The organism is Caloramator quimbayensis, assembly GCF_900167605.1.
Lineage (GTDB): Bacteria > Bacillota > Clostridia > Clostridiales > Caloramatoraceae > Caloramator_B > Caloramator_B quimbayensis.
On sequence record NZ_FUYH01000006.1, the window covers coordinates 33,813 to 51,231 of the forward strand.

Annotated in this window: 14 protein-coding genes; 13 read left to right on the forward strand and 1 reads right to left on the reverse strand. The window is 31.5% G+C overall.

The window, feature by feature from the left end:
* Positions 1–7: 7 nt before the first annotated feature.
* Together garR and B5D15_RS05005 are read left to right on the forward strand one after the other, a co-directional pair.
* Positions 8–892: a 2-hydroxy-3-oxopropionate reductase gene (gene garR / locus B5D15_RS05000; protein ID WP_341428164.1), complete on the forward strand. Its 885-nt coding sequence runs from the start codon at positions 8–10 to the stop codon at positions 890–892.
* Between the two features lie 189 nt (positions 893–1,081).
* Positions 1,082–2,023, forward strand: coding sequence for an AEC family transporter (locus B5D15_RS05005; RefSeq protein ID WP_179122200.1), 942 nt, complete (start codon positions 1,082–1,084; stop codon positions 2,021–2,023).
* Positions 2,024–2,244: 221 nt separating this feature from the next.
* On the opposite strand, the gene B5D15_RS05010 is transcribed toward B5D15_RS05005, so the two are convergent.
* Positions 2,245–3,768 (reverse strand): phosphohexomutase domain-containing protein, encoded by a 1,524-nt coding sequence (locus B5D15_RS05010; RefSeq protein ID WP_143287208.1) that lies wholly within the window; start codon positions 3,766–3,768, stop codon positions 2,245–2,247.
* A 326-nt stretch (positions 3,769–4,094) separates the two neighbouring features.
* Here B5D15_RS05010 and B5D15_RS05015 point away from each other — a divergent pair, with 326 nt between their 5' ends.
* The 11 genes from B5D15_RS05015 to B5D15_RS05065 all read left to right on the forward strand — a co-directional run bounded on the left by B5D15_RS05015 (position 4,095) and on the right by B5D15_RS05065 (position 16,993).
* Complete coding sequence (locus tag B5D15_RS05015; protein WP_078696028.1) at positions 4,095–4,739, forward strand: LysE family translocator; 645 nt, start codon at positions 4,095–4,097, stop codon at positions 4,737–4,739.
* 138 nt (positions 4,740–4,877) lie between these two features.
* Complete coding sequence (locus B5D15_RS05020) at positions 4,878–6,833, forward strand: bifunctional metallophosphatase/5'-nucleotidase (protein ID WP_078696029.1); 1,956 nt, start codon at positions 4,878–4,880, stop codon at positions 6,831–6,833.
* Between the two features lie 594 nt (positions 6,834–7,427).
* On the forward strand, positions 7,428–7,907 hold the full coding sequence (locus B5D15_RS05025; protein ID WP_078696030.1) for an NADH-quinone oxidoreductase subunit NuoE family protein: 480 nt from the start codon (positions 7,428–7,430) through the stop codon (positions 7,905–7,907).
* Between the two features lie 11 nt (positions 7,908–7,918).
* Positions 7,919–8,311 (forward strand): (2Fe-2S) ferredoxin domain-containing protein, encoded by a 393-nt coding sequence (locus B5D15_RS05030; protein WP_078696031.1) that lies wholly within the window; start codon positions 7,919–7,921, stop codon positions 8,309–8,311.
* Positions 8,312–8,329: 18 nt separating this feature from the next.
* Positions 8,330–10,123 carry an NADH-quinone oxidoreductase subunit NuoF gene (gene nuoF, locus B5D15_RS05035; RefSeq protein WP_078696032.1) on the forward strand — a complete coding sequence of 598 codons (1,794 nt, stop codon included), beginning with the start codon at positions 8,330–8,332 and terminating at the stop codon, positions 10,121–10,123.
* A gap of 15 nt (positions 10,124–10,138) precedes the next feature.
* Positions 10,139–11,881, forward strand: a complete 1,743-nt coding sequence (locus B5D15_RS05040) for an NADH-dependent [FeFe] hydrogenase, group A6 (RefSeq protein ID WP_078696033.1) — start codon at positions 10,139–10,141, stop codon at positions 11,879–11,881.
* Between the two features lie 206 nt (positions 11,882–12,087).
* Entirely contained in the window at positions 12,088–13,404 is a 1,317-nt protein-coding gene (locus tag B5D15_RS05045) for a GHKL domain-containing protein (protein WP_078696034.1), read from the forward strand.
* 181 nt (positions 13,405–13,585) lie between these two features.
* Positions 13,586–14,251 carry a hypothetical protein gene (locus B5D15_RS05050; RefSeq protein WP_078696035.1) on the forward strand — a complete coding sequence of 222 codons (666 nt, stop codon included), beginning with the start codon at positions 13,586–13,588 and terminating at the stop codon, positions 14,249–14,251.
* A gap of 241 nt (positions 14,252–14,492) precedes the next feature.
* Positions 14,493–14,696, forward strand: a complete 204-nt coding sequence (locus tag B5D15_RS05055) for a MoaD/ThiS family protein (RefSeq protein WP_341428258.1) — start codon at positions 14,493–14,495, stop codon at positions 14,694–14,696.
* 12 nt (positions 14,697–14,708) lie between these two features.
* Entirely contained in the window at positions 14,709–15,122 is a 414-nt protein-coding gene (locus B5D15_RS05060) for a 4Fe-4S dicluster domain-containing protein (RefSeq protein WP_078696148.1), read from the forward strand.
* An 11-nt stretch (positions 15,123–15,133) separates the two neighbouring features.
* Positions 15,134–16,993, forward strand: coding sequence for an aldehyde ferredoxin oxidoreductase family protein (locus B5D15_RS05065; RefSeq protein ID WP_179122201.1), 1,860 nt, complete (start codon positions 15,134–15,136; stop codon positions 16,991–16,993).
* Positions 16,994–17,419: the final 426 nt, after the last annotated feature.

The following is a 17,419-nucleotide window of genomic DNA, read 5'->3' on the forward strand; positions in this document are numbered from 1 at the left end:
AATTAAAATGAAAATAGGTTTTATAGGACTTGGAATTATGGGAAAGCCAATGGCAAAAAATTTGATTAAAGCAGGTTATGAATTAGTTGTATTAGATTTAAATAAGGCTGCTGTTGATGAATTAACAGCTCTTGGAGCTCAAGCTGGAAAATCTAATGTAGATATTGCAAATCAATGTGATGTCATCATAACAATGCTTCCAAATTCTCCTCATGTTAAGGCAGTAGTTTTAGGTGAAGGCGGTATAATTGAAGGAGTTAAGCCAGGAACAATTCTTATAGATATGAGTTCAATAGCACCTTTGGCAAGCCGTGAAATATATGAAGCATTAGCACAAAAAGGAGTTGAAATGCTTGATGCACCTGTAAGTGGTGGTGAACCAAAGGCAATAGATGGGACATTGTCAGTTATGGTAGGTGGTAAGAAAGAGATTTTCGATAAGTGTTATGATATAATGAAAGCTATGGCAAGTTCAGTAGTATACATTGGGGAAATTGGAGCAGGGAATATTGCAAAGCTTTGTAACCAGATTGTAGTTGCTATAAATATTGCTGCTGTTTCAGAGGCTCTAATTCTTGCAAAGAAGGCAGGAGTTTCACCTGATTTAGTTTATCAGGCAATAAGAGGTGGCCTTGCAGGAAGTACAGTAATGGATGCAAAGGCTCCAATGATGATGGACAGAAATTTCAAACCTGGATTTAGAATAGATCTTCATATTAAAGATTTGAATAATGTTCTTGAAACATCTCATAGCGTAGGTGCTCCTCTTCCATTAACTGCCCAGCTAATGGAGATTATGCAGGCAATAAAATTAGATGGCTGTGGAGTTGAGGATCATGCAAGTATTGTAAAATTCTATGAAAAATTAGCAGAGGTTGAAGTTACAAGATAATTGAATAAATAAGAATAATTAACACAAGATACGGAATTTTATATATGTATCTTGTGTTAATTATTCTTAAATGGGTATCTTAAAGGCAATAGAGATTGAGAGAATGAGGGTTCGAGAAAAAAGTAAATTTAAATATTTAATAGGATTTTACTTAATTATAAGACAAAATAATACGTAAGGGGTTTTATGATGAATTTATTTTTGCAGATGTTAAACCTTCAGATTGCAATGTTTCTTCTGGTGCTTGTTGGCGTTATTGCAAAAAAAAGAAAAATTATCAGCAGTCAAGTACAAAAGAGCTTATCTGATTTATTAATTTATTTTATTTTACCATCTAATATCATTGAATCATTTCATGGCAATTTAACACCTGATTTAATTAAAAACTCAGTTGCAGCTTTTATTATATCATTTACTATACAGATACTTTCTATTTTTTTAGGTAAACTTTTATTTTCACATTTTTCAGATGATATGAAACCTGTTATGAAATATGGACTTATTTGTTCAAATTCTAGTTTTATTGGATTGCCGGTTATTAACAATATTTATAATTCAATTGGTGTATTATATGCATCTATTTTTCAAATACCTATTCGTATTATGATTTGGACTTCAGGATTAGCTCTGTTTACAAATAAAAGTGAAGATAAAAATGTTAGAAAAAAGAATTTTTTTACAAAAGAAACAGTTAAAAGTTTAATTTTTCATCCTTGTATAATTGCTGTTTTTTTTGGTATTTTTATAATGGCTTTTCATATACCAATACCCATCAGTATAAATCGAAGTATTATTTTTTTAAGTCAGTGTACGATTCCAATATCAATGATAGTTATAGGATGCATATTGTCAGAATGCAAAATAACACAGATTTTTGATAAAGCAACTTTCTACTTTACTTTTATTCGTTTGATAGTTTTTCCTTTGCTTATTTTTTCTTTTTTAAAATTAATGAAAGTAAATTCTCTCATCACAGGAGTATCTGTATTGTTAACCGGAATGCCCGCAGGCGCAACAACAGCAATACTTGCTGACAAATATGGTTGCAACGCTTCATTTGCATCTGGAATTATATTTATTTCAACAGTTTGTTCAATAATTACTATACCAATCTTATGTTTACTTTTTTAATCCTGTTATGAAATATGATTATATAAAGAAGGCATATGATATACTTAATAATAAACCTAATGCTAAAATATAGAAAGAAGCTATTGCTATTTTTGAAATATAGCATAATGAAATAGAATAAACACACAATAAATTAGGAACACTTAATTGCTTTTAAAACTATGCAAAGGCGGCATGAAAACTTATATTTCTTGCCGCCTTTGAAAATTATTTTTGCTGATTTAATTAAATAGTTTAACTGATTCCTCATATTTTTTGATATAGTTATTAACTTTTTCTTTAATATTCTCACATCCTTCAGGAACATCTGATTCAATGTTTAATACTAATAATGGTTCATGAAGTGACATTCTTAAAAGAAACCAGCCTTTTTCATTTTCACAATTTACTCGAATTCCTTCATAATTTTTGGGTACAATATTCCAGCCTTCAATCGTACTGCAATAATTGCTGAAATTACTTATTATTTCATTTCCAATAGTTTTAAAATCTTCTTTTAGTATCTTTGTTCTAAACTCCTTTGATTCTAAAGGCTTTTTAAGATTTTTAATCAGATCATAAATAAGTTTATTTTCTTTTTTTAGTTTTATGTATTTTGATAGTATTTTGCAAATAAGATATGCTCCATCGTCAAGAAAATAGTTTTCCTTAAGTGCAGCATGGCCTGATGTTTCTATAGCTAAATGACATTCTTCTCCAATACTATTTAACCTGATGGCTTCGTTTATAACGTTTTTATATCCTCTTTTAAACCTGTGATGCTTGCCTTTTAAATCCTTCTCAATAAACTCTGTAAGTCCGTTAGATGTTACTGAATCAGTTACAATTGTTGAATTAGGGTGCTGCTCAAGTACAATGGCTGATAGTAAAGCGATAAGGCTGTTTCTGTTTATTTCATTCCCATTTTCATCAATTATTGCTGCTCTATCAACATCTGTATCGAATATAATCCCTAAATGAGCTCTATTTTTAAGAACTGCTTCTTTAATCGATTCAATAGCTTCTTTAGCTTCAGGGTTTGGTATGTGGCCTGGAAAATTTCCGTCAGGGTTTAAATATTGACTGCCTTCAATATCTGCTCCCAGTTTTTTTAATATTTTATGAGCAAAAAATCCTCCAACTCCGTTACCAGCATCAACTATAATTTTTGAACCTTTAAGCAGTTCACCATCTTTTAAATCACCTTTAAAATCTTTAATAATTATATTATATAAATAATCGCTGTATATGCTCAATAAATCTTTTAAAATAACATTTCTTGCATATGTTTCATTATTAAATTTTTCGGAATTTCTACCTTCAACTGCTATATCAACGATTTTTTCTAAATCTTCTTTATTGATACCGCCATTTATTGTAAAGAATTTCATTCCATTATACATATATGGTAAATGGCTTGCAGTAAGCATTATAGCACCATCACATCTGAATTCATCGAATATTGTAGTCATAAACATTGATGGAGTAGAGCTCAAGCCGCAGTCATAAACTTTAGCGCCAGTTTTACAAAGACCACTTACAACAGCGTTTTTTAAATCATGGCCTGATAACCTTGAATCCATTCCAACAGAAATTTTCAGTTCATTTGTTTTTTTACATGTTTTCTGTGAAAGCCAAACAGCAAAACTAAAGGATAGAAGTTCAATAGAATTTTTGTCTAATGTTACGTTTAATCCTTCTTCATTTGAAATTGCAACACCTCTAATATCTGTACCATTTATTAATTTCTTTAAATCATAATTCATAAACATATCCCCCTAAAATCAATTGGTTTAGAAATATTATAAAACAAAATTTTATTTATAAAAATATTATTTCAAAAATTTTTAATAAAGAAGATTTCATAGTTTAAAGATTATGTTTAATAATGAGGCATTAGTTGCTTTTATAAATAAATTATATATTAGAATTGCGTATATTTACTATAAATATCTCATATTACTAAATTAAATATTATTAAAAATGCAGAATTGAATTTATCTCTTTCATTATTATATAATTAAAGAATCAGAGTAGTAGAAGAATAATGAGAAATTATTAATTTGACAGCATTATTGAAGGGGATGGTAGTTTGAGGCATTTATTCATACTATTAAGGATGATAATAACAGGTTTTTTTACTGGAATAGTTTTTGCAATTCCCCTTGGACCTGCAGGAATGGAATCTATTAAGAAAACATTAAATTATGGATTAAAAGAAGGTTTGTTAGTTGCCCTTGGGGCTGTTCTTTCAGATGCAGTAGATATAATTTTGATTAATATAGGACTATTTAATTTGCTAAATGAGAATAAAAGAACAGAAGGTATATTTTTTATTATATGCGGAGTTTTAATTATTTTTTTCGCATATGATGATTTTAAAAAATCAAAAGATAAAAAAGATGTTAATGTTAACAAATTCGAATCATTACCTGTTTTGAAGGGATTTATAATAGCTTTTACCAATCCTATGACTCATTCCTTTTGGCTAACTATTAGTGGTACATTGATTCACAAGTTTAGAAATAGTGGTTCCTTTAATTACTACTTGTTTTTGCTTTTTATTATTATCGGTATGTTTGGTTGGTTTGTAATATTAAATATAGCAGCATTAAAGGGAGTAAAAAGGTTTACAACAGATAAGAATAATAAATCCTTTGATAAGATTGTAATATTGATTTTGCTATTGCTTGGAATAGGATTTATTTTCTTTGGTTTTTGTAAATTTTTCAGATAAATTTATTTTACATTTTGAGAATAAGCAGACAAAAAATAACAGAGTCATCCTTATAATTAAAACAAAATTCTGATATTATATAAGTAAGCAATGAGAAAATGTAAACATTCAGAAAGCTGTTTTTAGGGGGATGATATTTTGAAAAGGAATTTACGTTTGTGCAGTATATTTTTTGTCATAGTTTTACTTTTTTCTTTTATAAGTTTTAATGTAAAGTCAGCTCCAAATGAAAAAGATATTACAATTCTTTTTACACATGATATGCACGATCACTTGATGCCATTCAATATTGTACAAAATGGTAATATTAAGAGTGTTGGAGGATATGCTCGACTTCAAAGTGCAATAAATGAGGAAAGAAAAAATGATAGTGACTCGCTTTTAGTTGATGCAGGGGATTTTTCTATGGGCACTTTATTTCAAACCATATTTGGAAGTGATGCACCTCAGTTAAAAATATTAGGAGAGATGGGATACGATGTTGCAACATTTGGTAATCATGAGTTTGATTTTAGAGCTGAAGGATTAGCAGACAGTTTAAATGCTGCTAAAGAAAGTGGAAATAGACTGCCTCAGATTGTATCATCAAATATAGTTTTCCCAAAAGATAAAAATGGCAATATGAGTGAGTCATTAACTGCATTAAAGAAAGCTATGGAAGAATATGGCGTAAAGGAGTATACCATATTAGAGAAAAAAGGAGTTAAAATAGGTATTTTCGGATTGATAGGGAAAGATTCAGCTTCCTGTGCACCTATGGCAGGAGTTGAATTTGATGATACTGTAGAGAGAGCTAAAAATGTTGTTAAAATTTTAAAGGAAAAAGAAAAGGCAGATATTATATTATGTTTATCCCATTCAGGTTTATCAGATAAAAAGTCAGAATCAGAGGATGAAATACTTGCAAAAAAAGTACCTGATATAGATTTAATAATAAGTGGTCATTCCCATACAAAACTTGAAAAACCTATTATTGTTGGAAAAACTATAATAGCATCCTGTGGAGAATACTGTGAAAATCTTGGCGTAATTCGAATCTCAAAGGAAGGTAATAAATGGATATTGAGAGACTATAAATTAAGGCAGATAGATGAAACTTTATCAGAAGATAAACACATATCTAAAGTAATAAATGAGTATAAGGATATAGTGCAGAAGAAGTATCTTGATAATTTTAATATGAAGTTTGACGAAGTTCTTGCAAGCTCATCCTTTGATTTTATTCCTACATCTGATATAGGCAAAAAACACTCAGAGGAACCCCTCGGAAATCTTATAAGCGATGCATATATATATGCTGTAAAAAAGGCAGAAGGGTCAGATTATGAGCCTGTAACGGCGGCACTAGTTCCAAGTGGAACAATTAGAAATTCCTTTGTAAAAGGAGATATTACAGTTTCAGATGCTTTTAATACCTGCTCCCTTGGTATTGGTCCAGATAAGATTTCGGGTTATCCATTAATTTCAGTATATCTTACAGGCAAAGAATTAAAAACAGCCTGTGAGGTTGATGCATCGATTACACCTCTAATGCCTTCTGCACAGCTTTATATGTCAGGTATAAGCTATACTTTTAATCCTAAAAGGTTTATTTTTAATAAAGTTACTGACGCAGTTATTATAAAACCTGATGGAACGTTAGATAAGATTGATGATAATAAGCTTTACAGAGTCGTGGCGAATTTGTACTCAGGACAGATGCTTTCTGTTGTTGGCGAAAAGTCAAAAGGTATATTATCTATTATTCCAAAAACAAAGAAAGGAAATGCTGTCACTGACTTTGAAGCACAAATAATTTATGATAAGAGCAATGGAAAAGCTAATGAGTTAAAGGAATGGTTAGCTGTTGCAGAGTATCTTAAATCCTTTGATAAAATAAATGGAATCTCTCAAATTCCGCAATATTACAGCAAACCACAGGGAAGAAAAATAATTGATAATAACAGCAGTATTATGGCTCTTATTAGTAAACCAAATAATATAACATTAACCGTATTTGGATTATTATTGATTATTTTAGTTTTAATAATATTCTCAGCTACATTTATAATAAAACGGAAAAAGAAAAATAAACATAAAGTAATGTTAAATTAATAGGATTAAAGTGCTGCCAGTTGGCGGCACTTTTTTATCTTTAATTTAGATAAAGGGCTAAAAAGCCCTTTATCTAATAAACTGTTTGTCTAATATGTTTTTGATGCCTACTTTACTCTATTTGATTCTCTACGTCTAAATAAAGAACCAATATATATTGTAAGTGGAATTGTAATTAGATGGAGTATAATCCAATAAGTCCAACCTAATCTTGGAGTATACATAATCTTACCTCCTAATCAACTTCTTTTTTCATCATACCTTTTCCTAAGTAAAACAACAGAGGAATTGTGATTATATGAAGCAAAAGCCACCAGCCCCATCCAATTGATGGTGTTAGATTAGTCATAAAATCGCCTCCTTTAACATTCTATGTCTATTATTTCCTTAAAGATAAAAAGTATACATTTTTTTAGAATTATATACATTAACAATGATTATTTTATAAATAAATTTAACGTTTTATAAAAATATAAATTATCAATATTTGAAATAAATAATAAAGAATATTTTGGAAATACTTATAGAGTGAAGGGTTTTATAAAGCAATTTAGAAAGGATGGTGAAGAACCTGCGTAATCAGCAGGAAAAGTTATGGCTGAATATAACCTGAATAGTGAAAAGTTAAAAAAGCTCGAAGAATATATCGATGGCATAGAAGAAAAAGAAGGTGCCCTTATTAACATCCTTCATGAAGCACAAGATATGTTTGGCTATCTTCCAAAAGATTTACAGCTTTACATTGCACGAAAATGCAACATACCAGCTTCAAAGGTTTTTGGAGTAGTTACTTTTTATTCATATTTTACTATGGAACCAAGGGGACAGCATGTTATCAATATATGCATGGGAACAGCATGCTTTGTAAAAGGAGCAGAAAAAATACTTACAGAATTTAAAAGAATACTTAACATTAAAGAAGGAAACATGAGTGAAGATGGAATGTTTACAATTAACACTTTAAGATGTGTAGGGGCCTGTGGGCTTGCACCGGTTGTTATGGTTGATGGTAAGGTTTATGGAAGAGTTAAGGTGGAAGATGTTGAAGAAATTATAAAGGAATATAAAAAATAGGAGGTTTTATTATGGCAGGGATTAAATCTCTTGAGGAACTTAAAGCTTTAAGGGATAAGTATAAGGAAAACATAATAGGTAGAGATACTTCAGATTCAGAAAATAAAATCCGTATTTCAGTAGGTATGGCTACCTGTGGGATTGCCTCAGGTGCAAGGGATACGATAAATGCGATAATAGATGAAGTTTCAAAGGAAAAACTGACTAATGTAGTTGTAGTTCAATCAGGATGTTTAGGATACTGCTATGCTGAACCTACAGTTGAGGTTAGAGTTCCAGGTAAAGAACCAGTTTTATATGGCAATATAAATGCAGAAAGAGGGCGGGAAATAATTAAAAAACATATAAAGAACGGAGAAATTCAAAAAGACTGGATTATTGAGAGAACATTTAAAAATATTTGATTTGCTGGAGGGGTAAAAATGCCTAATTATAGAATGAATTTACTTGTTTGCGGTGGAACAGGATGTAAAGCCTCAGGTTCTTCAGAAGTAGTTGAGGTTTTTGAGAAGGAAATAGAAAAAGCAGGGCTTAAAAATGAAATTCAGGTAATTGTAACAGGCTGTTTTGGCTTTTGTGAAAAAGGACCTATTGTAAAAGTAACTCCAGATAACGTTTTTTATGTTGAAGTTAATCCTGAAAAGGCTGTGAGAATAATAAATGAGCATATTATAAAAGGAAGGATTGTTGAGGAGTATTTATATAAAGAACCTGTAACAAAGGAAGCTCTTCCTGAACAAAGCGATATGCCCTTTTATAAAAAGCAGATAAGAATAGCACTTAGAAACTGCGGTTTTATAGACCCTGAAAATATCTATGAATATATAGCTGTTGATGGCTATCAGGCACTTGGCAAGGTACTTTCAGAAATGACTCCTGAAGAGGTTATTGAAGAAGTTAAAAAAAGCGGCCTTAGAGGAAGGGGCGGAGGTGGATTTTCTACTGGCCTAAAATGGGAAATGACAAAAAAATCGAAATCTAATCAGAAGTATGTAATCTGCAATGCGGATGAAGGCGATCCAGGTGCTTTTATGGACAGAAGTATTCTCGAGGGTGATCCCCATACTGTGCTTGAAGCTATGGCAATTTGCGGATACTGCATAGGTGCCAACAAAGGATATATATACATAAGAGCGGAATATCCTCTTGCTATACAAAGGCTTAGAATAGCAATAAAACAGGCCTATGAACTCGGACTTTTGGGATCCAACATTCTTGGTTCTAATTTTTCCTTTGATATAGATCTTAAATATGGGGCTGGAGCTTTTATATGCGGAGAGGAAACTGCACTTATAAATTCTATTGAAGGCGGGCGCGGCGAGCCAACGGTAAAGCCTCCATTTCCTGCACAAAAGGGTCTTTGGAAAAAGCCAACTAATATTAACAACGTTGAAACCTTTGCCAATATATGTCCTATTATTTTAAAAGGTGCAGATTGGTTTAATTCAATAGGAACGGAGAAAAGCAAAGGCACAAAGGTATTTGCTCTTGCAGGCAAGATTAATAACGTTGGACTTGTTGAAGTACCAATGGGATTAACATTAAGGGAGATTATATATGATCTTGGGGGAGGCATTAAAGGAGGAAAAAAGTTTAAAGCTGTTCAGACAGGAGGGCCATCGGGAGGATGTATACCAAAAGAGCATCTTGACACTCCTATTGATTATGATAACTTAACAAAGATAGGTTCAATGATGGGCTCTGGGGGAATGATAGTTATGGATGAAGATGACTGCATGGTAAATATTGCAAAATTCTATCTCGAGTTTACCTGTGATGAGTCCTGCGGCAGATGTACTCCCTGCAGAGTCGGCAATATGAGGATGCTTGAAATTCTAAAGGAAATTACTGAAGGAAGAGGTACAATGGAGCACCTTGAGGAGTTAAAGGAGTTAGGGCAGATTATAAAGGATACAGCCCTATGCGGTCTCGGTCAGACGTCTCCTAATCCTGTTCTAAGCACTATGAATTTCTTCTGGGATGAATACGTTGCCCATGTAAAGGATAAGACTTGTCCTGCAGGGGTTTGTACAGCTCTTTTAAAGTATTATATATTGCCTGAAAAGTGTGTTGGCTGTACAGCCTGTGCAAAGGTATGTCCTACTAATGCCATCTCTGGTGAAGTTAGAAAAACTCATGTTATAGATAGAGAAAAATGTATAAAGTGCGGAGCTTGCATGGCTACATGCAGGTTCAATGCTATAACCAGAAGATGAAAATTAGAAAGGAGAATAAATATGATTAATTTAACTATAAATGGCATAAAGGTTAGCGTACCTGAAGGAACTACTATTCTTGAGGCTGCAAAAAAAGCAAATATACATATTCCAACGCTTTGTTATCTTGATTTACACGATATTAAAATGGTAAATAGAACAGCATCCTGCAGGGTGTGCGTTGTTGAAGTAGAGGGGAGAAGAAACCTTGCTCCTGCCTGTGCTACTGAAGCTTCTGAGGGCATGGTTGTAAAAACAGACAGTATAAGAGCTATAAAAGCAAGAAGGACAGTAGTTGAACTTTTATTATCAGACCATCCTACAGATTGTCTGGTATGTGAAAAAAATACACAGTGCCAGCTTCAGCAGCTTGCTGCAGATTTAGGTATCAGGAATATAAGATATAAGGGGAAAATGTCTACATATCCTAAGGATTTATCAAGCGAGTCAATATATAGAAATCTCGATAAATGTATAATGTGCAGAAGATGTGAAACTATGTGCAACGAAGTTCAAACGTGTAATGTATATTCTGCAGTTGACAGGGGGTTTGAAACTGTTGTATCACCTGCCTTTGGACTTCCGATGATAGATACTCAGTGTACATTTTGCGGGCAATGCGTTGCAGTATGCCCTACAGCAGCCTTAACTCAGATAAGCCATGTTTCAAAGGTGTGGGAAGCTCTTTCTGACCCTGATAAATATGTAATCGTTCAAACAGCACCTGCAATAAGAGTTGCCCTCGGAGAAAAGTTTGGAATGGAAGCAGGTAGTATTGTAACTGGGAAAATGGTAGCTGCATTGAAAAGGTTAGGTTTTAAAAAGGTTTTTGATACTGATTTTGCTGCAGATGTTACTATTTTAGAAGAAGCCCATGAATTCATAGACAGACTCCAGAATGGAGGAAGGCTGCCTATTCTTACAAGCTGTTGCCCAAGCTGGGTTAAGTTCATTGAGCATCAATTTCCTGATTTGCTTGATATACCTTCAACCTGTAAATCACCCCATATAATGTTTGGAACTATAGCAAAAACTTATCTTGCTGATAAAATGGGAATTAATCCTGAAAAAATAGTTGTAGTATCTATAATGCCCTGCCTTGCTAAAAAATATGAAGTAATAAGGCCAGAGCTTAAACATGAGGGACTTAAAAATGTTGATTTAGTTATAACAACAAGAGAACTTGCAGATATGATTAAAGAGGCAGGAATTGATTTTAAAAGTCTTTGCGATGAAGATTTTGATGACCCTCTTGGGGAATCGACGGGTGCATCGGTTATATTTGGAACAACCGGAGGAGTTATTGAGGCAGCTCTTAGAACTGCCTACGAGTGGCTTACAAATAAAACTCTTGAGGATGTTGAGTTTCAGAGCGTTAGGGGATTAGATGGGCTTAAGGAAGCAACTATCAACATAAATGGACAGGATATAAGAATAGGGGTAGCCCATGGCTTGGGAAATGCACGAAAACTTCTTGAAGCGATACAAAGAGGAGAATCACAATATCATGCAATAGAGATAATGGCTTGCCCTGGAGGATGTATCGATGGAGGAGGGCAGCCCTATCATTTTGGAAATTTAGATATTGTAAAAAAGAGAATGGAGGCGCTATACACTGAGGATAGAAATAAAAAAATAAGAAAATCCCATGAGAATCCTGCTGTGAAAAAGCTTTATGAAGAATACATAGGTGAGGTCGGAGGGGAAAAGGCTCATGAGCTTTTGCATACCCATTATACAAAAAGAGAAAAGATATGATGCTTAATATAAAATGAAGATAATAAAAAATGAGTAGAATTACAAGAATAGGATATAAATAAGTTAATAGTGCTGCTAAAATAGCAGCACTTAATTTTTGTAATAAAATAATAAAAAAATGTAAAAATTAAGTATTTCATATATTTATATGCTAAAATTAGATATATAATGTATAAATTTTAACAGAAAAATAGGGGGCATGGCTTGTGAACCAACATGTTAGCATATACTTTACGTTTATAATTGCTATGTTAGATGCAATGTTCATGAACTTTTTTATAATCGTTTTTAATGATTTGAAAATGAAATTATCAAAAATAATGTTAAACGGATTATTTATTGGAATGATAACTTTTCTACTTTACGCTATGCAGCGTGAATTTACAGAAATTTTTTATATTTTATATATCGCTATTTTTTATCCTGTGATTTTTGCTGTTATTGTAAAATATGTTTATAAGATTCCAATATCAAAGAGTTTATTATCGGTATATATTATAACAACAATAGAAATTATTCTTACATGCTTTATATTTTTTGCATTCTCATCTTTTAATATTGATATTACTAAAGTCATAAATAACGAAACTTATTTAATTATAATAAATATAATGCTTTATATTATTAAAACTATTTTGATTTTGGTTATAATAATTTATAAAAGCAGAGTCAATTTGTCTTTAAGCATACGCTCAAAAAATATAACTTTTATGTTTACATTTATACTTTTAACTGCATTAGTTCTTATGGCAAATGCTTCATTATTTTGTTTTTATTATAAAGATGGGTTAAATACAAAAATGATGCTGTTTCTTTTGATTATTTACATGCTATATTTTGGATTTAATATAATATTAGCAATAAGTATGACAAAATATGACAAAAGAAGTTTAGAAATAGAACAGCAAAATTTTTATGACAGCACAATGAGTGATATGGTTAGAGACTTAAAAGTTATAAAACGGAAATATGATAATACTATGGCAGCATTAAAAGGTTACATACAATTTGAAGATTGGGATGGCTTGGAAGAGTACGTAAATGAAATATTTATGAAAGACAAAAGTGAAAATATAAGAAATAATTTAATGCTTCAGAAAATTAAAAGCGCTGGTTTAGCAGGACTTATAATGACTAAATTTGAAATGATGAATCAGTCAGGTATTAATGCAAATTTGATTGTTGAATATGATATAAATGAAATAAATATGAATATAAGTGACCTATGTCAGTCACTTGGTATACTTTTGGACAACGCTTATGAAGCTGCATTAAATAGCGAAGAAAAATATGTAATGCTTTCAATTTATAATAATGATGGAATAATAAAATTTATAATAGAAAATTCAAGTGATAAAAAGAATGATATTGAAAAAATGTTTCATAAAGTTGGATTAATAAAGGGGCAGGAGCGAGACCTTGGACTTATAATGCTGAAAAATACATTAAAAAAATATAAAAATGTTTTGTTTAATACTATAGAAGGTAATAATAATATAAAGATGGAATTAACAATTTCATAGAATTTATATTCGATTCAATCATTAAGATTGAATCGATTTTTTAAAATTAACGAAATTAAATATTTGAATGTGTTGATTTATAATAAAAGAATAATCCTTTACTTTTTTATATAGTGATGTTTTTTAATTTTCATTTTGATAAAATAAAAGAGATTATACTATCATAGGAGGAATTATTGAAATGAAAAAGCATGACTTTATATGGACAGGTATTTTAGCTTTGGTTGTAGCATTCCTTTGTGTCCCAGTAACTCATCGACTGTTTGTAGATTTAAGCAAGCATCATCCGTATCTTATGGGATTTATTAAGTTTTTTATTTTAGCAACTATGGGAGAACTTCTTGCAATAAGAATTTTAAATGGGGAATTTAAAAAACCTGTTGGACTTTTATATAGGGCAATTATATGGGGATTTATTGGCATTTTAATTGTAATTGTATTTGAGATTTATTCATCAGGAGTTTTAAGCGCAATGAAAAAAGGATTGCTTCCCTCAGCTATCAATTCTTATTTTAATACCTTTTTATTTGCATTTTATACAAGTTCACTTATGAACCTCTTATTTGCACCGACATTTATGGCTTTTCATAGAATTACCGATACCTTCATTGACATGGGTAATGGCAAAATAAATCAAATAATTAATATCCCCTTAAAGGATGTAATTAAAAAAATAGATTGGGATGGTTTTATAAGGTTTGTAGTAGGTAAAACTATACCTTTTTTCTGGATTCCTGCACACACTATAACATTTCTTATGCCTTCTGAATACAGGGTTTTAATGGCTGCATTTTTATCTATTGCTCTCGGAGGAATATTATCCTTTGCAAAGAGAAGAAACAGATAATAGCTATTAAAATTTGATTAGATAGTTTTATTTGAAACAATTTACTCATATAAATATTATATATGCTCCTATTTTAGAAAACCTTTAAGGTTAACTAAAACGTATGGGTATAAAAAGTAATTTTTGTGTATTAGCTGAATTAAGTAGTTCATCTATAGGTTTTTATGACTTTATAGATGAACTTTATTAATATAAATAAGGAGGAGGTGAGATTATAAGAATAGTTGTAAAACTTTCAGGAATTATAGCATCAGGGTTAGGTTATAAAGAAAAAGAATTTGAGCTTAAAGAAGGAACAACAATAAAAGAACTTTTGGAAATAATGAAATTCCCTATAAAAACAGAATGGATAGTTGTAAGTGTAAATGGAAGGGTAAAAGATAAATCATCGATTTTAATTGATAATGATGAAGTATTAATATTGCCCGTTGGTGGGGGAGGTTAAGGAGGGAAATAAATGAAAGTTGGAGTTGTAAAAGTAATTACAAATCCAAAATCATGTCAAGGCTGCAGAGCGTGTGAATCAATCTGTTCTTTATATCACTTTAACAAGATAAACCCTAAAAGTACAGGAATAAAAATAAAGGAACTGGATGAATATGGTAAATTCAGCCAAACAGTATGTCAACAGTGTGCTGATATGCCTTGTGCCAAAGCATGTCCCCAAAATGCTATCAGCAGAAATTCATACTCTGGTGCTGTTACTATTGGTGATAACTGTACTGGATGCGGGGAATGTGCTAAAGTGTGTCCAATTAATGCCATAGAAATCATTCAGATAGACGGAAATTACAGAGCTTTTAAATGTGATCTTTGTGGTGGAGTACCTCAATGTGTTTCAATATGCCCAAGACAGGCACTGGGGTGGTAGGAGGTGATAATATGACAGGATATAAGGATTGTGTTCTTAGAATTAATCTAAATAATGGGACAATAAAAAAAGAAAAGATAAATGCAGAATATGTAAAGAAATTTTTAGGGGGAGAAGGTTATGGAATAGGTCTTTTGTGGTATGAAATGCCCCATAATGCAAAAGCATTTAGCCCTGAGAATATATTAAGTTTTAACACAGGACCATTAACTGGAACACCTACACCATCAGCATCAAGAACATCTGTTGTTTTTATATCGCCACTAACAAATACAATTGGTGCTTCGAATATGGGAAGTCATTTTGGTGCAGAATTAAAGTTTGCGGGCTATGATTCAATAGTATTTGAGGGAGCTTCAGAAAATCCTGTTTATCTATATATAAACAACGATACTGTTGAATTAAGAAATGCAGAATATCTATGGGGAAAGGATACAAGGGAAACCACAGAATTATTAAAAAATGAACTTGGAAAGGAATTTAAGATTTGTTGTATTGGACAGGCAGGAGAAAAACTATCAAAATTAGCATGTATTTTTAGTGATGATTGTTTTGCTGGCAGAGGTGGAGCAGGAGCTGTTATGGGGTTTAAAAAGATAAAGGCAATTGCAGTTAAAGGTGAAGGAAGTGTAGAGGTATTTGATAAAGATAGATTTTTATCAGTAAATAAAACAGCGATTAAAGAGCTAAGGGATGAGACATATACCTGGGGCCCAGTTCATGGCTATGGAACATTAGCATGGCTTGATGGCGCTAATGCTTATGGAATACTTCCAACAAGAAATTTTTTAGAAAATTCCTTTGCTGATATTGAAAGTCTTTTACCCTATAATATTTGGAACGACAAAGAAAAATTTAAAGTAAATAGACGAGCATGTTATTCATGTCAGCTTGGATGTCATAAATTTGTTTACATGGGAAAAATGGAAATTGGGGAACTTGAATATGAAACAGTCTCTGCTCTTGGAGCAAGATGCGGAGTTGACAGCTATGAAGATATTGCTTTAGCAGCATATTATACATCAATTTATGGTATAGATACTATTTCAGCTGGTGCAACAGTTTCGACAGCTATGGAATGGTATGAGAAAGGATTAATTGGGAAAGAAGATTTGGATGGTCTTGAACTTAATTTTGGAAATGGGAAATCTATGGCAGAACTAATTAGAAAGATGGGATTGAGAGAAGGAGCAGGTGATTTGTTTGCTGATGGTTCCTTTGCAGCAGCTAAAAGGATTGGAGGTAATGCAGAGGATTTTGTTATGGCGGTTAAGGGAATGGAAATATCAGCAACAGATCCAAGAGGAAGCGCATCAATGGCAATAGCCTTTGGTACTTCAGAAAGAGGAGCATGTCATATGAGACCTTATTCTGCAACTATTGATGCTTTTGGATATCTATTTTCTGCACTTGATATAAATGAACCTAAAAATCCCTTTGATGAGAATGAATCTAAGGAATGGCTAAAGGCAGTTAAGGAATATTTTGTTGTAACAAATCTACTTGGAATATGTGACTTTAATGTTATTAATATGGAAATGAGTCCAATTACACTTGCAGAACTTTATTCAGCAGTTACGGGTATAGATACAGATAAAGTTGAGCTTCTAAAAAAAGCAGAAAGGACTATAGCACTTGAAAGAAGCATAAATTATCTGAGGGGATTTACAAGGAAAGATGATAGATTGCCTCAAAGATTTATAAATGAGCCTGCCCCCTATGGACCACCAAAGGGTAGAGTTGTTGATATGGATACTGCCCTTGACAGATATTATGAAGCATGCGGTTATGATAAGGAAAAAGCTATTCCCAAATATGAAAAATATATAGAACTGGATATGGAAGATATAGCAATAAATGTTTTAAGGTAGTAATAACTTATTATTTAAAATACCTCATAAAGATCATGAGTCTTTATGAGGTATTTTTTAGTAGAATATAAAAATGATTTTTGCAACTTTTGAATATTGTTCTTTCAAATTTGGCAACATATAAATTGTAAATGTGGGTGTGATTTTTGCAATTTTAATATATTTAGATTAATGAATAAAAAAACATAAAAAATAAAAAGTCAAGGTTTTAAAAAAAGCGAAAAACGATGAAATAGTTTAAAAGTTATAGAAATATCTACTAAAATTGCTGAAAATGAGAATTTTTAGAGTTGAAAAGTTTTAAAGAAAAGAATATAAATATTATAAATATTAAAGCGGCTGGAAGTTTTTAAAGACATCAGTTAGGTATATTTATAAGTGGTAATTTATATATGCTGAATAAATGACCTTTATAGTAGCAATAAT